At 68.5% G+C, this 15791-nt stretch carries 14 protein-coding genes; 4 read left to right on the plus strand and 10 right to left on the minus strand.

What is annotated here, in order from left to right; translation table 11 throughout:
• Positions 1 to 72 precede the first annotated feature (72 nt).
• The 7 genes from dxr to F1193_RS09920 all read right to left on the minus strand — a co-directional run bounded on the left by dxr (position 73) and on the right by F1193_RS09920 (position 6675).
• A complete protein-coding gene (dxr, locus tag F1193_RS09890) occupies positions 73 to 1290 on the minus strand; it encodes a 1-deoxy-D-xylulose-5-phosphate reductoisomerase (protein ID WP_150097524.1) in 1218 nt (405 codons plus the stop codon).
• Positions 1291 to 1294: 4 nt separating this feature from the next.
• Complete coding sequence (locus F1193_RS09895) at positions 1295 to 2089, minus strand: phosphatidate cytidylyltransferase (RefSeq protein ID WP_150097525.1); 795 nt, start codon at positions 2087 to 2089, stop codon at positions 1295 to 1297.
• A gap of 56 nt (positions 2090 to 2145) precedes the next feature.
• Positions 2146 to 2904, minus strand: a complete 759-nt coding sequence (locus F1193_RS09900) for an isoprenyl transferase (RefSeq protein WP_150097577.1) — start codon at positions 2902 to 2904, stop codon at positions 2146 to 2148.
• A gap of 55 nt (positions 2905 to 2959) precedes the next feature.
• Complete coding sequence (gene frr / locus F1193_RS09905) at positions 2960 to 3523, minus strand: ribosome recycling factor (RefSeq protein WP_150097578.1); 564 nt, start codon at positions 3521 to 3523, stop codon at positions 2960 to 2962.
• 177 nt (positions 3524 to 3700) lie between these two features.
• Complete coding sequence (gene pyrH, locus F1193_RS09910; RefSeq protein WP_150097526.1) at positions 3701 to 4417, minus strand: UMP kinase; 717 nt, start codon at positions 4415 to 4417, stop codon at positions 3701 to 3703.
• 9 nt (positions 4418 to 4426) lie between these two features.
• On the minus strand, positions 4427 to 5356 hold the full coding sequence (gene tsf, locus F1193_RS09915; RefSeq protein ID WP_150097527.1) for a translation elongation factor Ts: 930 nt from the start codon (positions 5354 to 5356) through the stop codon (positions 4427 to 4429).
• A 320-nt stretch (positions 5357 to 5676) separates the two neighbouring features.
• Positions 5677 to 6675, minus strand: a complete 999-nt coding sequence (locus F1193_RS09920) for a 30S ribosomal protein S2 (RefSeq protein WP_150097528.1) — start codon at positions 6673 to 6675, stop codon at positions 5677 to 5679.
• Positions 6676 to 6900: 225 nt separating this feature from the next.
• Here F1193_RS09920 and F1193_RS09925 point away from each other — a divergent pair, with 225 nt between their 5' ends.
• Both F1193_RS09925 and F1193_RS09930 read left to right on the plus strand, forming a co-directional pair.
• Positions 6901 to 7158, plus strand: a complete 258-nt coding sequence (locus F1193_RS09925; RefSeq protein ID WP_150097529.1) for a type II toxin-antitoxin system Phd/YefM family antitoxin — start codon at positions 6901 to 6903, stop codon at positions 7156 to 7158.
• A gap of 247 nt (positions 7159 to 7405) precedes the next feature.
• Positions 7406 to 7837, plus strand: coding sequence for a type II toxin-antitoxin system VapC family toxin (locus F1193_RS09930; protein WP_246164279.1), 432 nt, complete (start codon positions 7406 to 7408; stop codon positions 7835 to 7837).
• Positions 7838 to 8241: 404 nt separating this feature from the next.
• Here the strand turns inward: F1193_RS09930 and dnaE are convergent, their stop codons facing one another.
• Positions 8242 to 11751, minus strand: coding sequence for a DNA polymerase III subunit alpha (dnaE, locus tag F1193_RS09935; RefSeq protein ID WP_150097530.1), 3510 nt, complete (start codon positions 11749 to 11751; stop codon positions 8242 to 8244).
• 719 nt (positions 11752 to 12470) lie between these two features.
• Here dnaE and F1193_RS09940 point away from each other — a divergent pair.
• Positions 12471 to 12848, plus strand: coding sequence for a hypothetical protein (locus tag F1193_RS09940; protein ID WP_150097531.1), 378 nt, complete (start codon positions 12471 to 12473; stop codon positions 12846 to 12848).
• Positions 12845 to 13402: a dCTP deaminase gene (gene dcd / locus F1193_RS09945; RefSeq protein WP_150097532.1), complete on the plus strand. Its 558-nt coding sequence runs from the start codon at positions 12845 to 12847 to the stop codon at positions 13400 to 13402. Before F1193_RS09940 ends, dcd begins: the two co-directional genes overlap by 4 nt.
• A 375-nt stretch (positions 13403 to 13777) precedes the next feature.
• Here dcd and F1193_RS09950 read toward each other — a convergent pair whose 3' ends face one another.
• Together F1193_RS09950 and F1193_RS09955 are read right to left on the minus strand one after the other, a co-directional pair.
• Positions 13778 to 14467, minus strand: a complete 690-nt coding sequence (locus F1193_RS09950) for an ABC transporter ATP-binding protein (protein ID WP_210247344.1) — start codon at positions 14465 to 14467, stop codon at positions 13778 to 13780.
• Between the two features lie 4 nt (positions 14468 to 14471).
• The gene (locus F1193_RS09955) at positions 14472 to 15779 is read right to left on the minus strand and encodes a lipoprotein-releasing ABC transporter permease subunit (protein WP_150097534.1); all 1308 of its coding nucleotides are present in this window, start codon (positions 15777 to 15779) and stop codon (positions 14472 to 14474) included.
• Positions 15780 to 15791 lie beyond the last annotated feature (12 nt).

Genomic DNA, 15791 nt, shown 5'->3' on the forward strand with positions numbered 1-15791 from the left:
CGGGCCAAGTTTGGACCGGCGGTCGGACCGGCATCCCTTAAACGATCTGCCAGATCCCTTAGGACTTGGTAACTAAGATGCCTTTGCGGCGATTTCGGACAAGAGCCCCTCGGCCACCGCGCGGCTCTCGGCGTCGAGCGCCAGGGCCTCGGCAAGGGTCTGCGGCGCTGCGCCAGGGGCAACGGACTCCAGCGTTGCCGCCACCAGTCCGGCAATGCCGGAAAACGTTAACCGTCTTTGCAGAAAGGCCGCGACGGCGATCTCGTTGGCGGCGTTCAGCACGGTCGGCGCGGCGCCGCCGGCGGCCAGGGCCTCCATGGCGATTCGCAGGGCCGGGAATCGGTCGAGGTCGGGCCGCTCGAAGGTGAGGCTCGAAATCGCCGCCAGATCGAGCCGGGTCACCGGCCCGTTCAGCCGCACCGGCCAGCCGAGGCAGTGGGCGATCGGCACCCGCATGTCGGGCACCGACATCTGCGCCAGCACCGCGCCGTCGCTGTACTGGACCAGCGCGTGCACGATCGACTGCGGATGCACCAGCACGTCGAGCTGGTCGGCGTCGAGCTGGAACAGGTGCATGGCCTCGATCAGCTCCAGGCCCTTGTTCATCAGCGATGCCGAATCGATGGTGACCTTGGCGCCCATGCTCCAATTGGGGTGCTTCAGCGCCTGCTCGGGCGTCGCCGCCGCGATCGCCGCCCGCGTCCAGGTGCGGAACGGCCCGCCCGACGCGGTCAGCGTCACGCGCTCCACCGCCGCGCGCGGCCCCGACAGCATCCCCTGGAAGACGGCGTTGTGCTCGGAATCGACCGGCAGCACGGTGGCGCCGACCTCGGCGGCACGCCGCATGAACAGCTCGCCGGCCGTCACCAGGCATTCCTTGTTGGCCAGCGCGAGCCGCCGGCCGGACGCCAGCGCGGCGAGACTGGGGGCAAGGCCGGCGGTGCCGACGATCGCCGCCATCACCCAGTCGGCCGGGCGCTGCGCCGCCTCCACCACCGCGTCGGGGCCGGCCGCCGCCTCGATGCCCGAGCCGGAGAGCGCAGCCGCCAAGTCGCGATAGGCGGCCGGATCGGCCACCACCGCGAGCCGCGCGTCATTGGCCCGCGCCGCCGCCGCCAGCTTCGTCGCATCGCGCTGCGCCACCAGCGCCTCGACGCGGTAGCGCTCGGGGGCGCGCGAGACCAGATCGAGCGTGCTGGTGCCGATCGAGCCGGTCGCGCCGAGCACGCTGATCCGCAGCGGCTCGCCTGAGGAGGTCGCCTGCTGCGGCACCTGGAGCGGAACGGTCATGACGTCACCATATCAGGATGCTGGCCGCCGGTGTGCCGGCTCCGCCGCGGATGAGACCGACCAGCACCAGGAACAGCACCGCCGCGATCACCCCGTCGAGGCGGTCCATCAGGCCGCCATGTCCGGGAATGAGGCTGCCGCTGTCCTTGGCGCCGAACCGGCGCTTGAACCAGGATTCGAACAGATCGCCGCCCTGGGAGACGACGGAGGCCGCAAGCGCCACCGCCGTCACCTGCCAAGTCACGGGAATCCCAAGAAGTGCGACGACGGCGCAGCCCGCTGCGGTGCCCGCCGCGGCCCCGCCGATGCCACCCGACCAGGTCTTCTTGGGGCTGACGCGCGGCGCGAGCTTCGGGCCGCCGACCGCCCGGCCGACGAAATAGGCCGCAACATCCGTCGTCCACACCGTTGCGAACAGGAACAGGATGCCGGCGAGGCCGTAGGCCGCATCCCAGCGCAGCGCCAGGGCCGGCAGAAGCAGCGCTGCGGCGTACGCAACGCCCGCCAAGACCCATTTTCGGTGCGCTGCATCGGTGGAGAGCGCCGCTGCGGCGCCGCCGGCCGCCACTGCGGCGACCGACGCCGCGCCCCAGCCGACCACCCAGGCCAGCGTCGCCAGCGCCAGCCCCAGGCCGCCGGCGATCGCCACCTTGCGCATCGGCCCGCCGGCGATCAGGCGCAGCCATTCCTCCTGCACGATCAGCGATGCCACCAGAACGAGACCGGCGAAGGCCGGGCCGCCAAGAATGGTGAGCCCCAGCGCCACCGGCGCCAGCACCACGGCCGACAGCACCCGCATCCGCAGGTCAGAGGTTGGCCGAACGCGGCCTGCCACCGGCGTCACCAACGTGCCCTTCACGGTGAGCCGGCGGCCACCCGGCCGCCGAACCGGCGTTCCCGGGCGCTGAACTCGGCGATCGCCGCCTCCAGCGCCGCGCGGTCGAAGTCCGGCCACAGCACCGGCGTGAACACGAACTCCGAATAGGCTGCCTGCCACAAGAGGAAGTTCGACAGGCGCTGCTCCCCGGAGGTGCGGATGATCAGGTCGGGATCGGGGATCCCGGCGGTGTCGAGGCAGCGGGCGAAGGCGTCGGTCGTCAGCGCCTTCGGGTCGAGCGCGCCGGCGGCGATGGCACCGGCCACTTGGCGCACGGCGTTGAGGATCTCCTGGCGGGAGCCGTAATTGAACGCGAACACCAGCACCAACCCGGTATTGCTGGCGGTGAGGGTTTCGGCCTCGTGCAGCATGCCCCGGATGTCCGGCTCGAGCCCCTCGCGCACCCCGATCACCCGCACCCGGGTGTTGTTGGCGTGCAGATCCGCCAGATCGTTGCGGATGAAGCGGCGGATCAGCCCCATCAGGTCGCCGACCTCCTCGGGCGGGCGCGACCAGTTCTCCGAGGAGAAGCTGTAGAGGGTGAGGTAGTCGATGCCGAGCTCGCGGCAGGCACGCACGGTGCGGCGCACCGCCTCGACGCCGCGCCGATGCCCCTCGACCCGCGGCAGCAGGCGTGCCGACGCCCAGCGGCCGTTGCCGTCCATGATGATCGCCACGTGCCGCGGGCATTTGCCTGCGGCCGGCGACTGCGTCTCGGACAGCTTGTGTTCTGGCATCGGCATCCGAAAGACCTGTTGTTGCCGGCCTGGCGCGGCCATGACCGTCGCGGGCCTAGACGGTCATGATCTCTTTCTCTTTTTGCGCCAGGATCTGGTCCACCTCGGCGATGGCGGCATCGGTGGCTTTCTGGACTTCGGTGCTCAGCCGGTCGAGATCATCCTGGCTGACGTGCCCGTCCTTTTCCTGCTTCTTGAGATGATCGAGCCCGTCGCGCCGCACATGCCGCACCGCGACTCGCGCCGCCTCGGCATATTTGTGGGCGACCTTGACAAGCTCTTGACGGCGCTGCTGCGTCAGCTCCGGAATCCGCAGGCGGATCACCTGCCCTTCGGTCGAAGGGTTCAGTCCCAGGTCGCTGTCGCGGATCGCCTTTTCCACGGCATGCGTCATGCCCTTGTCCCAGACCTGGATCGACAGCAGCCGCGGCTCGGGCACGCTGATCGAGGCCACCTGGTTGAGCGGCATCCTGGCGCCATAGGCCTCCACCTCGATCGGCTCGACGAGGCTCGCCGACGCCCGGCCAGTGCGCAAGCCGTTCAATTCGTGGCGCATCACGCCGATGGCGCCCTGCATGCGCCGCTTCAGTTCGGGCAGGTCGTGTTCACCCGACGACATGTCAATCCTCCGCTGGAGCGTCTTCTGCGCGTCCCGGCGCGGCTGCCTCTCATGGCCCGATCCTGACACCCGCGAACGCCGATGTCAGGCCAAATCGGTCCACAAATTGTTGAATCCGCGGACGAAACCTCCCCGAGACCGGACACCGCACGGGTGCCAGATGCCGGATTTCATCCACTAGGCCGTGACGAGGGTTGCTCTCCCCTCCCCCCGAAGCACGGCGGTGATCGCACCAGGCTCCTGAATCGAAAAAACGATGATAGGCATGCGGCTGTCCCGGGCAAGCGCGAACGCGGCGGCATCCATCACGCCGAGCCGGCGGTCGATGGCTTCCGAATGGGTCAGCCGCTCGTAGCGCACGGCGGCCGGGTCCGTCTTCGGATCGGCCGAATAGACCCCGTCGACATTGGTCGCCTTGAGCAGGGCGCCGCAGCCGAGTTCGGCCGCCCGCAGCGCGGCTCCGGTGTCGGTGGTGAAGAACGGGTTGCCGGTGCCCCCCGCCAGCAGCACCACCCGCCCCTTGCCGAGGTGGGCCAGCGCCTTCTGCCGGGCATAGGGCTCGCACACCGTCGGCATGGCGACCGCCGACAGGGTGCGCGCCGGCGCGCCGGCCGCCTCCACCGCCTGTTCGAACGCCAGGCAGTTCATCACGGTCGCCAGCATGCCCATCTGGTCGGCGCAGGCCCGGTCGAGCCCCTTGGCCGCCCCCTGCACGCCGCGGAAGATGTTGCCGCCGCCGACCACCACCGCCAGTTCGATGCCCAGCGCCCGCGCCGAGGCGAGATCGGCCGCGATGCGCGCCACCGTCGGCGGGTGAAGGCCGAAGGCCTCGGGCCCCATCAGGGCTTCGCCCGAGACCTTGACCAGAACCCGCTTGTGGGGAAGCGCGCCCACGGCCGGCGCTCAGCCGACGCCGCCCGCGGCCGCCACTTCGGCCGCGAAGTCCTCTTCCTTCTTCTCGACGCCCTCGCCGAGGGCGAAGCGCACGAAGCCCTTCACCGCCACCGCGCCGCCGGCCTTGCCCTCGATCTCCTTGATCGCCTGGGCCACCGTCTTGGCGGGGTCGTGCACATAGGGCTGGTCGAGCAGGCAGACCTCCTTGAAGAAGGTCTTCAGCCCGCTTTCGGCGATCTTCTCGATCACCGCCGGCGGCTTGCCGGAAGCGGCGGCCTTCTCGGTCAGCACCGCGCGCTCGCGCTCGACCACCGCCGGGTCGATGCCCGACGGATCGACCGCCAGCGGGCTGGCGGCGGCGATATGCATCGCCAGCATGCGGCCGAACGGGGTCAGCACGTCGGCGGCGCCGGTCGACTCCAGCGCCACCACGACGCCGATCTTGCCGAGGCCGGAATCGCGGGCGATCTCGCTGTGGACGTAGGCGCCCACCACGCCCGAGCCGACCTCGACCAGCCCGGCGCGGCGCAGCGTCATGTTCTCGCCGATGGTGGCGATGGCGCTGGCGATCGCCTCCTGCACGGTGTGCTCGCCGACCTTGGCGGCGAGGATCGCCTCGACGTCGTCGCCGACCTTGATCGCCACCTGCCCGATCAGCTTGACCAGGCCCTGGAAATGGTCGTTGCGGGCGACGAAGTCGGTTTCCGAATTGACCTCGACCACCACGCCCTTGTGGCCCTCGACGATCACGCCGATCAGACCGTCGGCCGCGACGCGGCCGGCCTTCTTGGCAGCCTTGGCGAGGCCCTTCTTGCGCAGCCAGTCGACCGCGGCCTCGATATCGCCGCCGGTTTCGTTCAGCGCGGTCTTGCAGTCCATCATGCCCGCGCCAGTCTTCTCGCGCAGGTCCTTCACCATCTGGGCCGTGATGTTGGCCATGATCCTTCGCTCCCTGAAAAAGGTGAACCGGGCGGCCCCTGTGACTCAAATCAGATACGCGCCACCGAGTATCTGACTTCAGTCACAGACCGAATACGGTTTCCGGCTGAACACGCCTTCGAGCCGCATTCCGATCGCCGAAAACCCGGTTCTCACGCTCGGACTTTCGGCGAGGCCGTTTCCGGCACCCCGAAGGGATCAACCGGAAACCGTGCAACGCGTTGTGGTCCGACGTGCCCTGACACCCGCGGCGCGGATGTCAGGGTCGGACCACGGGGCCACCCGCTCGCATCATTCGACGCCGAGCCGGAAAGACCGGCTCACTCGCCTTCGGCCGACAGTTCCTTGGCCTTGTTGATCCAGCCCTCGATACGACCCGGCAGGCCGACCGCATCGCCGACGCGGGCCGCATCGTTCGCATTGAACGCGGCGACCTGCCAGTGATGGAAGATGCCGAGTTCGTTCAGCTTCTTCTCGATGGCCTTGGACACGCCGGGCAGCTGGGTGAGATCGTCCGGGGTGCCGCGCGGACCGGACAGCGCCTCGAAGCCCGACACCGGCTCTTCCGCCGGCAGATCCTCGATCACCGGGGCTTCCGCCTCGCCGATGTCGATGCCGAGGTCGCCCTGGGCGCGCGAGATGCCGTCGATGGCGGCGCGCACGATCAGGTCGCAATAGAGCGCGATGGCCCGGCCGGCGTCGTCATTGCCGGGGATCGGGAAGGCGATGCCGTCCGGATCGCAATTGGTGTCGACCACCGCCACCACCGGGATGCCGAGGCGGGTCGCCTCCTTGATCGCGATGTTTTCCTTGTTGGTGTCGATCACGAACAGCAAATCGGGCGTGCCGCCCATGTCGCGGATGCCGCCGAGCGCGCGCTCGAGCTTATCCTTCTCGCGCGACAGGGTGAGCCGCTCCTTCTTGGTGTAGAAGCCGCCGGACTCGCCCGACAGCATCTCCTCCAGCTTCTTCAGCCGCTGGATCGACTGGGAGATGGTCTTCCAGTTGGTGAGCGTGCCGCCGAGCCAGCGCGAATTGACATAATATTGGGCCGACCGCTTGGCCGCCTCGGCCACCGCGTCCGCCGCCTGGCGCTTGGTGCCGACCAGCAGCACGCGCCCGCCGCGGGCCACGCAGTCCGACACCGCCTGCAGCGCGCGGTGCGCCAGCGGCACGGTCTGGGCGAGATCGATGATGTGGATGTTGTTGCGGGTGCCGAAGATGTACGGCGCCATCTTCGGGTTCCAGCGGTGCGACTGATGGCCGAAATGCGCCCCAGCTTCAAGAAGCTGGCGCATCGAGACGTCGGGCAGCGCCATGGCAGTTCCTTTTCCGGTTGAGCCTCCGCGGACGGTTGCCCCGGGTATCGAGGCACCGGACGGGTCCCGAAAGACCATGAGTCCGCGTGTGGAATGGTCGCGCTTATAGTGGCGGACAGAACGGGGCGCAACCCTCGCCGGGAGGTGCGCTTCGCGGGCCCTTGCGGCGAATTGCGCTTATGACTAGTGTGCTAACTAGTCTATCTTCCAGCGCGGGAGGCGATCATGCGAAGCTGGCCGGTTCAGGACGCCAAGGCGCGGTTCAGCGAGCTGCTGGAAACCTGCCTCACGGAGGGCCCCCAGCTCGTCACCCGGCGCGGGGCGGACACCGCCGTGCTGGTGCCGATCGGCCAATGGCAGCGATTGCAGCACGCGGCGCGGCCGAGCCTGAAGGATCTGCTGCTGGCCGACACTGCCCGCGGCGACCTGCTCCTCCCCGCCCGCGGCGACCGGCAGCGGCGCGGGCCGGCGGAGCTGCTCTGACACGGTCTCCGGCCGGTCAGGCTTTCGAGCCGCATGTCGTGCGCCGAAAACGCCCTTACTTCCCAGGGGTTTTTCGGCGGGATCGTTGCCTTCGATCCCGAAGGGATCAACCGGAAACCGTATCATACGAACGGCCCCAGACGCTGACGCGTGGGGCCGTTGACACTCACGGATTTTCTCTCATGAAATCAAGGATTTCGCGAAATTCCGCGACCGGAACCACCGGCCAGCTTTTGCGGCCGTTGGCATGACCCTGCGCCCGCCAATGTATCTCCTCGACACCAATGTCGTCTCGGAACTGCGCCGGCCGCGCCCGCACGGCGCCGTGCTGGCCTGGCTGGAGCGGGTGGCCGATCCGGATCTCCATCTGTCGGCGGTGACGATCGGCGAAATCCAGGCCGGCATCGAGATCACCCGTGAGCGCGACCACGCCAAGGCGGCGGAGATCGAGCTTTGGCTGGAGCAGGTTGCCGAAACCTACAATGTGCTGCCGATGGACGCGCGGACGTTCCGGGTGTGGGCGCGGCTGATGCACCGCAAGAGCGACCATCCGATCGAGGATGCGATGATTGCGGCGACTGCCCTCGTGCATGATCTGATCGTCGTCACCCGCAATATCGCCGACTTCGACCAGCTGGGCGTACGGACACTGAACCCATTCGAGGCCCGGACGCCGTGAGGCGCCAGCCGTCCTGCGCCAGCCGTCCTGCGCCGAAACAGAAACGGATCAACTCAACCGCTGCCCTGGCCGGGGCCGCCTCTGCGTGCCGGCCATCCCAACATCCTGGCCATCAGCGCCTGCGCTGCCCCAAGCCTGCGCTGCCCCAAGCCTGCGCTGCCCCAAGCCTGCGCTGCCCCAAGCCTGCGCTGCCCCAAGCCTGCGCTGCCCCAAGCCTGCGCTGCCCCAAGCCTGCGCTGCCCCAAGCCTGCGCGCCTGCGAGGCAGCGCGGGGTGGCAGTTCGCCCTACTGCGCTACCCCAAACATGCGCTGCCACAAGCCTGCGCCCCCCCATCGAGATCGCCAGGATGAGCCCGGCGACGACGCCGGGGATTGCAGGCCCGGCATGGCGCCACGTGCCGGCCCTACATCTCCTGCACCATCACCACGCCGGGGATCGCCTTGATGGCACCGGCGATCTGCGGCGTCACCTTGTAGCGGCCGGGCAGCCGCATCTCGACCTCGGTGCGGCTCTCCTCCAGCATGACCACGAGGCCGACCTCGCCATCGCCGCCGGGCTCCAGCCGCAGCGCCAGGCTGTCGAGCGGCGCCGGGCCGCGCACGAACACGTTGAGGCCCTTCTGGTGGCGCGCCGCCACCTCGTCGAGCGGCTCGACGCTCTGGATGCGGGCGCGCACGTCCTCGCCCTGGATCTCGGCCGAGACCTGCAGCACCACCCGCGCCCCCTCCTCCAGCAGCGGACCGTACTGCTGCAGCACCTCCGAGAACACCACCACCTCGAACGGCGCCGACGGATCGGACAGGGCCAGGATGCCCATCTTGTTGCCGGTCTTGGTGCGCTTCTCGGTGCGGCCGACGACGATGGCGGCGAGCCGGCCGGCGGTGGCGCCCTCCTCCTTCACCGCCTCGCAGAACGCGGTCCACGGCTGCACCTTCTGCCGCTTCAGCGTGGCGGCATAGTCGTCGAGCGGGTGGCCGGAGAGGAAGAAGCCGATGGCGTCGAACTCGCGCTTCAGCCGGTCCGATGGCAGCCAGTCGGCGACATGCGGCAGCGCCAGCGGGGCCGCCGCCGCGCCGCCGAACAGCTCCGACTGGCCGGCCGCCCGGTCGTCGAGCCGGCGCGCGGCATGCCCCAGCACGATGTCGGCAGCGGCGAGCGCCCGCGCCCGGCTCGTCTCCAGCGCATCGAACGCCCCGGCCGCGGCGAGGCTCTCATAGGTGCGCTTGTTGACCGCCTTGGGGTCGATGCGCTCGGCCAGATCGTGCAGGTCGCGGAACGGCGTTGCGCCGCGCGCCGCCACCAGCGAGGCCACCGCCTGCGTGCCGACGCCCTTGATGGCGGCGAGCGCATAGACGATCGACTTGCCGTCCGGCTCGAACTCGGCGCCCGAGCGGTTGGCGCAAGGCGGCACGACGCGGATGCCGAGCCGCTCGGCCTCGGCGCGGAATTCGGCGAGCTTGTCGGTGTTCGACATGTCGAGCGTCATCGACGCCGCCAGGAACTCGACCGGGAAATTGGCCTTCAGATACGCCGTCTGGTAGGCGACCAGCGCGTAGGCGGCGGCGTGGCTCTTGTTGAAGCCGTAGTCGGCGAACTTGGCGAGCAGATCGAAGATCGCCTCGGCCTGCGCCGTGTCCACCCCGCGCTCGGTCGAGCCGCCGACGAAGCGGGCGCGCTGCTTGTCCATCTCAGCGCGGATCTTCTTGCCCATGGCGCGCCGCAACAGATCGGCTTCGCCGAGCGAATAGCCGGCCAGGATCTGGGCGATCTGCATCACCTGCTCCTGGTAGATGATGACGCCGAACGTCTCCTTCAGCACCGGCTCGATCTTGGGGTGCGGGTATTCGGGCTCCTCGCGGCCGTGCTTTCGCGCACAATAGGTGGGGATGTTGGCCATCGGCCCCGGCCGGTAGAGCGCGACCAGGGCGATGATGTCCTCGAAGCGGTCCGGCTCCATGTCGATCAGCGCCTTGCGCATGCCGGCGCTTTCAAGCTGGAACACGCCGGCGGTCTCGCCGCGCGCCAGCATCCCGTAGGTCTTCGGATCGTCGAGCGGCAGGTGCGACAGGTCGATCTCGATGCCGCCGCGCCGGATCAGCCGCACCGCCGTCTGCAGCGTGGTCAGCGTCTTGAGGCCGAGGAAGTCGAACTTCACCAGCCCTGCCGGCTCCACCCACTTCATGTTGAACTGGGTCACCGGCATGTCGGACTTGGGGTCGCGATAGAGCGGCACCAGTTCCACCAGCGGCCGGTCGCCGATGACGATGCCGGCGGCGTGGGTGGAGGCGTGGCGGTAGAGCCCCTCCAGCTTCAGCGCGATATCGATGAGCCGCTTGACGATCGGGTCGGCGTCGCGCGTCGCCTGCAGCTTGGGCTCCTCGGCGATCGCCTGGGCCAGCGTCACCGGCTTGGCCGGGTTCTGCGGCACCAGCTTGGTGAGCTTGTCGACCTGGCCATAGGGCATCTGCAGCACGCGGCCGACGTCGCGCAGCACGCCGCGCGCGAGCAGCGTGCCGAAGGTGATGATCTGCGCCACCTGATCGCGGCCGTAGCGGTCCTGGACGTAGCGGATCACCTCGTCGCGCCGGTCCTGGCAGAAGTCGATGTCGAAGTCCGGCATCGACACGCGCTCGGGATTGAGGAAGCGCTCGAACAGCAGGCCGAAGCGGATCGGGTCGAGGTCGGTGATGGTGAGCGAATAGGCGACCAGCGAGCCCGCGCCCGAGCCGCGCCCCGGCCCGACCGGAATGCCCTGGCCCTTCGCCCATTTGATGAAGTCCGCGACGATGAGGAAGTAGCCCGGAAACTTCATGCGGGCGATGACGTCGAGCTCGAAGGCGAGGCGCTGGCGATAGTCGTCCTCGCTGGTGCCGGGCGCCAGCCCCTGCGCGGCGAGGCGGCGAGCGAGCCCCGCCTCGGCCTGCCGGCGTAGCTCCGCCTCCTCGGCCGCCGAGGCGCCGTGCCCATGATGCCCGTGCCCATCGTGCCCGTGGCCGTGCCCGCCGGCGTGCGCCTCGACGCCCTCGGCGTCCGCCGCGGTAACGAAGTGCGGCAGGATCGGCTTGCGGGTGCGCGGCCGCATGGCGCAGCGGCGGGCGATCTCGACGGTCGCCGCCACCGCCTCGGGCAGGTCGGAAAACAGCGCCGCCATCTCGGCGCGGGTCTTGAAGCGGTGCTCCGGCGTGAGCTGCCGGCGCTCGGAATCGGCGATGATCCGCCCCTCGGCGATGCAGATCAGCGCATCGTGCGCCTCATAGTCGTCGGCCGCGGCGAAGAACGCCTCGTTGGCGGCGACCAGCGGCAGGCCGCGCCGGTAGGCGAGATCGAGCAGCACCGGCTCGACCTGCCGCCCGGTCTCGGTGCCGTGGCGCTGCAGCTCGACATAGAGCCGGTCGCCGAAGGCGCCGGCCAGCGCATCGAGCCGGGCCGCGGCGAGATCGGGCTGGCCGTCGGCGGCCGCGCGGTCGAGCGGACCGTCGGGCCCGCCGGTGAGCACGACCAGTCCCTCGGCATGCTCGACGAGCCACGCCGCCGGCACGTGCGGCTCCTCGCCCGACGGGCTCTCCAGATAGGCGCGCGAGGTCAGCGCCATCAGGTTGCGGTAGCCGGAGTCGCGGGCGGCGAGGCAGACGATGCGCGGCCGGCGCTGCAAGGCCCCGCCTTGCGGCCGGCCGCGCTGGACGCCGTCGCCGAAATCGACGGCGAGCGACAGGCCGACGATGGGCTGGATGCCGCTGCCGGCCATCTTCTCGGAGAATTCGAGCGCGCCGAACAGATTGCCGGTGTCGGTCAGCGCCAGCGCCGGCTGCTTGTCGGCCTTGGCCAGCTCGGCGAGCCTGCCGATCGACAGCGCGCCTTCCAGCAGCGAATACGACGAATGCACGTGCAGGTGAACGAACCCGACGTTCGCCATCCCGTCCCTCCCTGCGGCCGATGAGTCCACAGTGCGCACTCCCGCCCCCCGCTGTCGAGCCGACCCGGCCGACCGTCCACAGCCTGCCGACGCCGGCTTCCGCAGATGGCGACCCGCCCCGCGATTGCCGCCCGCGATGTGGGGCCGCGCCCGATGAACGACCTTCGCCGGGCGAGGTGCAGCCGCGCGCGGGATCCCGCGGGATCCTGTGCAGGTTCCTCAGCGGCCGAACCGCGGCCCGCCGGCTCCCGAAGGGGCCTTCCTCAGAAACTGCCGGCGCCGAGCAGCTGCGCCCACACCACAACGGTGGCGGCGAACAGGCCGAGCGAGGCAAGGGCGGCGGCTTCTGTGACGAACGCGCGGATCATGGCGACCTCCGTGGTGACCGGAACAAACCCGGAACTCAACCATGTTCGATTTTTGTTCTCGCGTCAACACGCGATGCGCGCAGTCGTGCTCCAGCTTGAATTTTGGGGCGCGGCGATGCCGAGTTGTGAGGGGCAACCGAGGCCAGCTTGAGGCTGAAAAAGGGTTGCGCGTAGTGCGAGCGAGTGACCGGCTACTCGCGCGAATCGAAAACGCCAGCAGACTGGCCGGGAGACACTGCAGCGCGACAATCGCGAATGCACCAGCACGTCGAATTATTCAACGGAGACGAATCGGCGTAAGCTTACGACGCTATACTAACGTGCAGTTCCGTTTTTGTTCCGAATATGATAATGAGTTATCAACTCAAAAAAGTTGAGGATACTCAATATGTGGCGGTTGTGCCGCGGGAACAACGGTATGGTCGCGAGCGTCTAGATTCCACGCTTGCCGGAGGCACAACCATGATGCGCGTCAAAGTGGAGCGGGTGAGCAGGGGGCTGCATCCGAGCGAGGTCGTAGTGGCCGTTACAACGAAGAGCGGCAAGGAGGAGCTTGCCGTCGATGGACGGTCTTTGCAGGACTCAACTCTTGGGATAGGTTGGCCGGTAGGCCAAGAGGATGGCTACTACTTGGTAGAGCTACCCAACGAAACTTTTCGAGGATTTTGGCGCGTTTGGGTGCCAAAAACTGACGTGATTTGCAACGACGCCGCAAGGATCCCTGCGTGATTCTCACCGATCGCGAGATCAAAAACTCATTGGTGAGCGGGCTTATCGAAATTATCCCGCTCCCTGCGGCAGATGCGTATTCTTCGACTTCGGTCGATCTGAAGTTGGGGCCGATAATCCGTGTCTTTAAACAGCACACGGTGGGCCTTACGGCTGCGATTGACCCAACCGTTCCCGGTTATAGCGTCGTCAAGCTGATCGAGAACGAAACCGAGGCGATAGACATATCGACGTCCGGATACGTTCTCCCTGGCAAGACGCTCATTCTCGGTTGGACGCGAGAAGCGATCGCGCTGCATGAACGTGGCCGTGTCGCGGCCCGGGTTGAAGGCAAGAGTTCGCTGGCGCGCATCGGGCTGGCCGTGCATGTCACCGCGCCGACCATTCATGCCGGATTCAAGGCGCCATCGATCCAGCTCGAAATCGTGAACCACGGGCCGCTGCCGATCAGGCTCAGCCAAGGGATGCCGATCTGCCAGCTCATTTTTGAGCAGACACTCGGCATGCCGGACAAGGCCTATCAGGGACAGTTCCTCGGCCAGACGCCGACGTAGCAGGTCCACGCCCGCCGCAGGTCATGGGTCCCCTTCCCTCGCGCGGCCAGGGCCGCGCTCGCCGGGGACGACGGGTGGCTGCTGAAAGCTGCGGTGGTCCAAGGACGCGCGGAGCCCCCTCACCCGCCCTCTCCCTCCACCGCCATCAACTATCGCATCCAGGGGACTGGTGTCCTCACCCGCCCTCGCTGCGCTCGGGCACCCTCTCCCGCAAGAGCCTGCGCCCGGGCGCGCGCAAGCGCGGCCCGGGTGGGAGAGGCAAGAAGGTGCGTCGCTCACTTCGAGAGTTGCCTCCCCCGGCGCCCGCTCACCCCAAGCGCGCTCTCACCCCAAGCGCGCTCTCACCCCGAGGGCTCCCTCACACCAAGCGCGCCCTCACCCCAGCGGCTCGATGCGCCCGTCGCGCAGCGTCACCTGCCGGTCCATGCGGGCGGCGAGGTCGAGATTGTGGGTGGCGACCAGCGCCGCCAGCCCCGAGGCGTGCACGAGCTGCACCAGCGCGTTGAACACGTGGTCGGAGGTCTTGGGGTCGAGATTGCCGGTCGGCTCGTCGGCCAGGAGCAGGCGCGGCGCATTGGCCACCGCGCGGGCGATGGCCACGCGCTGCTGCTCGCCGCCCGACAGTTCCGCCGGCCGGTGGGTGAGCCGCTTCTCGAGCCCCAGATAGGACAAGAGCTCGGCCGAGCGCCGGCGCGCCTCACCCTTCGGCAGGCCGCGGATCATCTGCGGCAGCATGACGTTCTCGACCGCCGAGAACTCCGCCAGCAGATGGTGAAACTGGTAGACGAAGCCGATCTGGGTGCGGCGCAGCGTGGTGCGGTCGCTATCCGACAGGCGCGAGGTCGGCCGGCCGCAGATGTCGATCTCACCGCCATCCGGGTGTTCGAGCAGGCCGGCGATGTGCAGCAGCGTCGACTTGCCGGCGCCCGACGGCGCCACCAGCGCCACCGTCTCGCCGGGGGCGAGCTCGAGATCGACGCCGGCCAGGATGGTCAGCGTCGCCTCGCCCTGCGTGTAGCGGCGCTCGACGCCGGAGAGGAGAAGAACGGGAGCGGTCTCGCGCATCATCTCACTCGTAGCGCAGGGCTTCGACCGGATCGAGCCGGGCGGCCCGCCAGGACGGATAGAGCGTCGCCAGCACCGACAGCGTCAGCGACATCACCACCACCGCCGTGGTCTCGCGCACGTCGAGCTCGGCCGGCAGCTTGGACAGGAAATAGAGCTCCGGCGCAAACAGCTGGGTGTTGGTGAGCCAGGAGACGAAGCGCCGGATCTCCTCGACATTGAGGCTGACCGCCAGTCCCACCATCAGCCCGGTGAGCGTGCCGATGATGCCGATGGTCGAGCCGGTGATGAGGAAGATGCGCATCACCGCGCCCTGCGTCGCCCCCATGGTGCGCAGGATGGCGATGTCGTGGCTCTTGTCCTTCACCAGCATGATGAGGCCGGAGATGATGTTGAGCGCCGCCACCAGCACGATGAGGGTGAGGATCAGGAACATCACGTTGCGCTCGACCTGCAGCGCCCCGAAGAAGGTGGCGTTGCGCTGGCGCCAGTCGACCATGAAGATCGGCCGCTCGGCCGCCGCGTCCAGTGCCTTGCGGAACTGCGGCATGGCGTCTGGATTGTCGGTGTAGACCTCGATGAAGTTCACATCGCCCTTGCGGTTGAAATAGGCCTGCGCCTCGGGCAAGGGCATGAAGATGAAGATCTGGTCGTACTCCGACATGCCGACTTCGAAGATCGCCGCCACCTTGTAGGATTTCAGCCGCGGCATGGTGCCCATCGGCGTCACCGCGCCGCGCGGCGACACCAGCGTCACGAGGTCTCCGGGCCCGACCGCGAGCTGGTCGGCCAGCCGCTTGCCGAGCGCGATGCCCTCGCCCTTGTCGAAGGCGCTGAGGCTGCCGGCCCTGATGTTGCCGCTGACCGAGGGAAGGCGCGCGAGGTCGCTTTCGCGGATGCCGCGCACCAGCGCGCCGGCCGCGGCATAGGGGCTGGAGGCCAGCGCCTGCCCCTCGACCAGGGGCACGGCCATCTTGACGCCCGGCACCTTCGACAGCTTCTGGGCCAGCTCGGCGAAGTCGGTCATCGGCTTGTCGACCGCCTGCACCAGCACGTGGCCGTTGATGCCGAGGATCTTGCCGAGCAGCTCCTTGCGGAAGCCGTTCATCACCGCCATCACGATGATCAGCGTGGCGACGCCGAGCATGATGCCGGTGAAGGAGAAGCCGGCGATGACCGAGATGAAGCCTTCCTTGCGGCGCGCCCGCAGATAGCGGCCCGCCATCATCCATTCGAACGGCGAGAACGCCCGGGTTCCGCTCGAAACCTTGCCGGATGACGCCTTCTTCTTCGCGGCCACGGCCTGTTCCATTCCCCTCTTGCC

It is taken from the genome of Blastochloris sulfoviridis (assembly GCF_008630065.1).
In the GTDB taxonomy this organism is placed as follows: Bacteria; Pseudomonadota; Alphaproteobacteria; order Rhizobiales; family Xanthobacteraceae; genus Blastochloris; species Blastochloris sulfoviridis.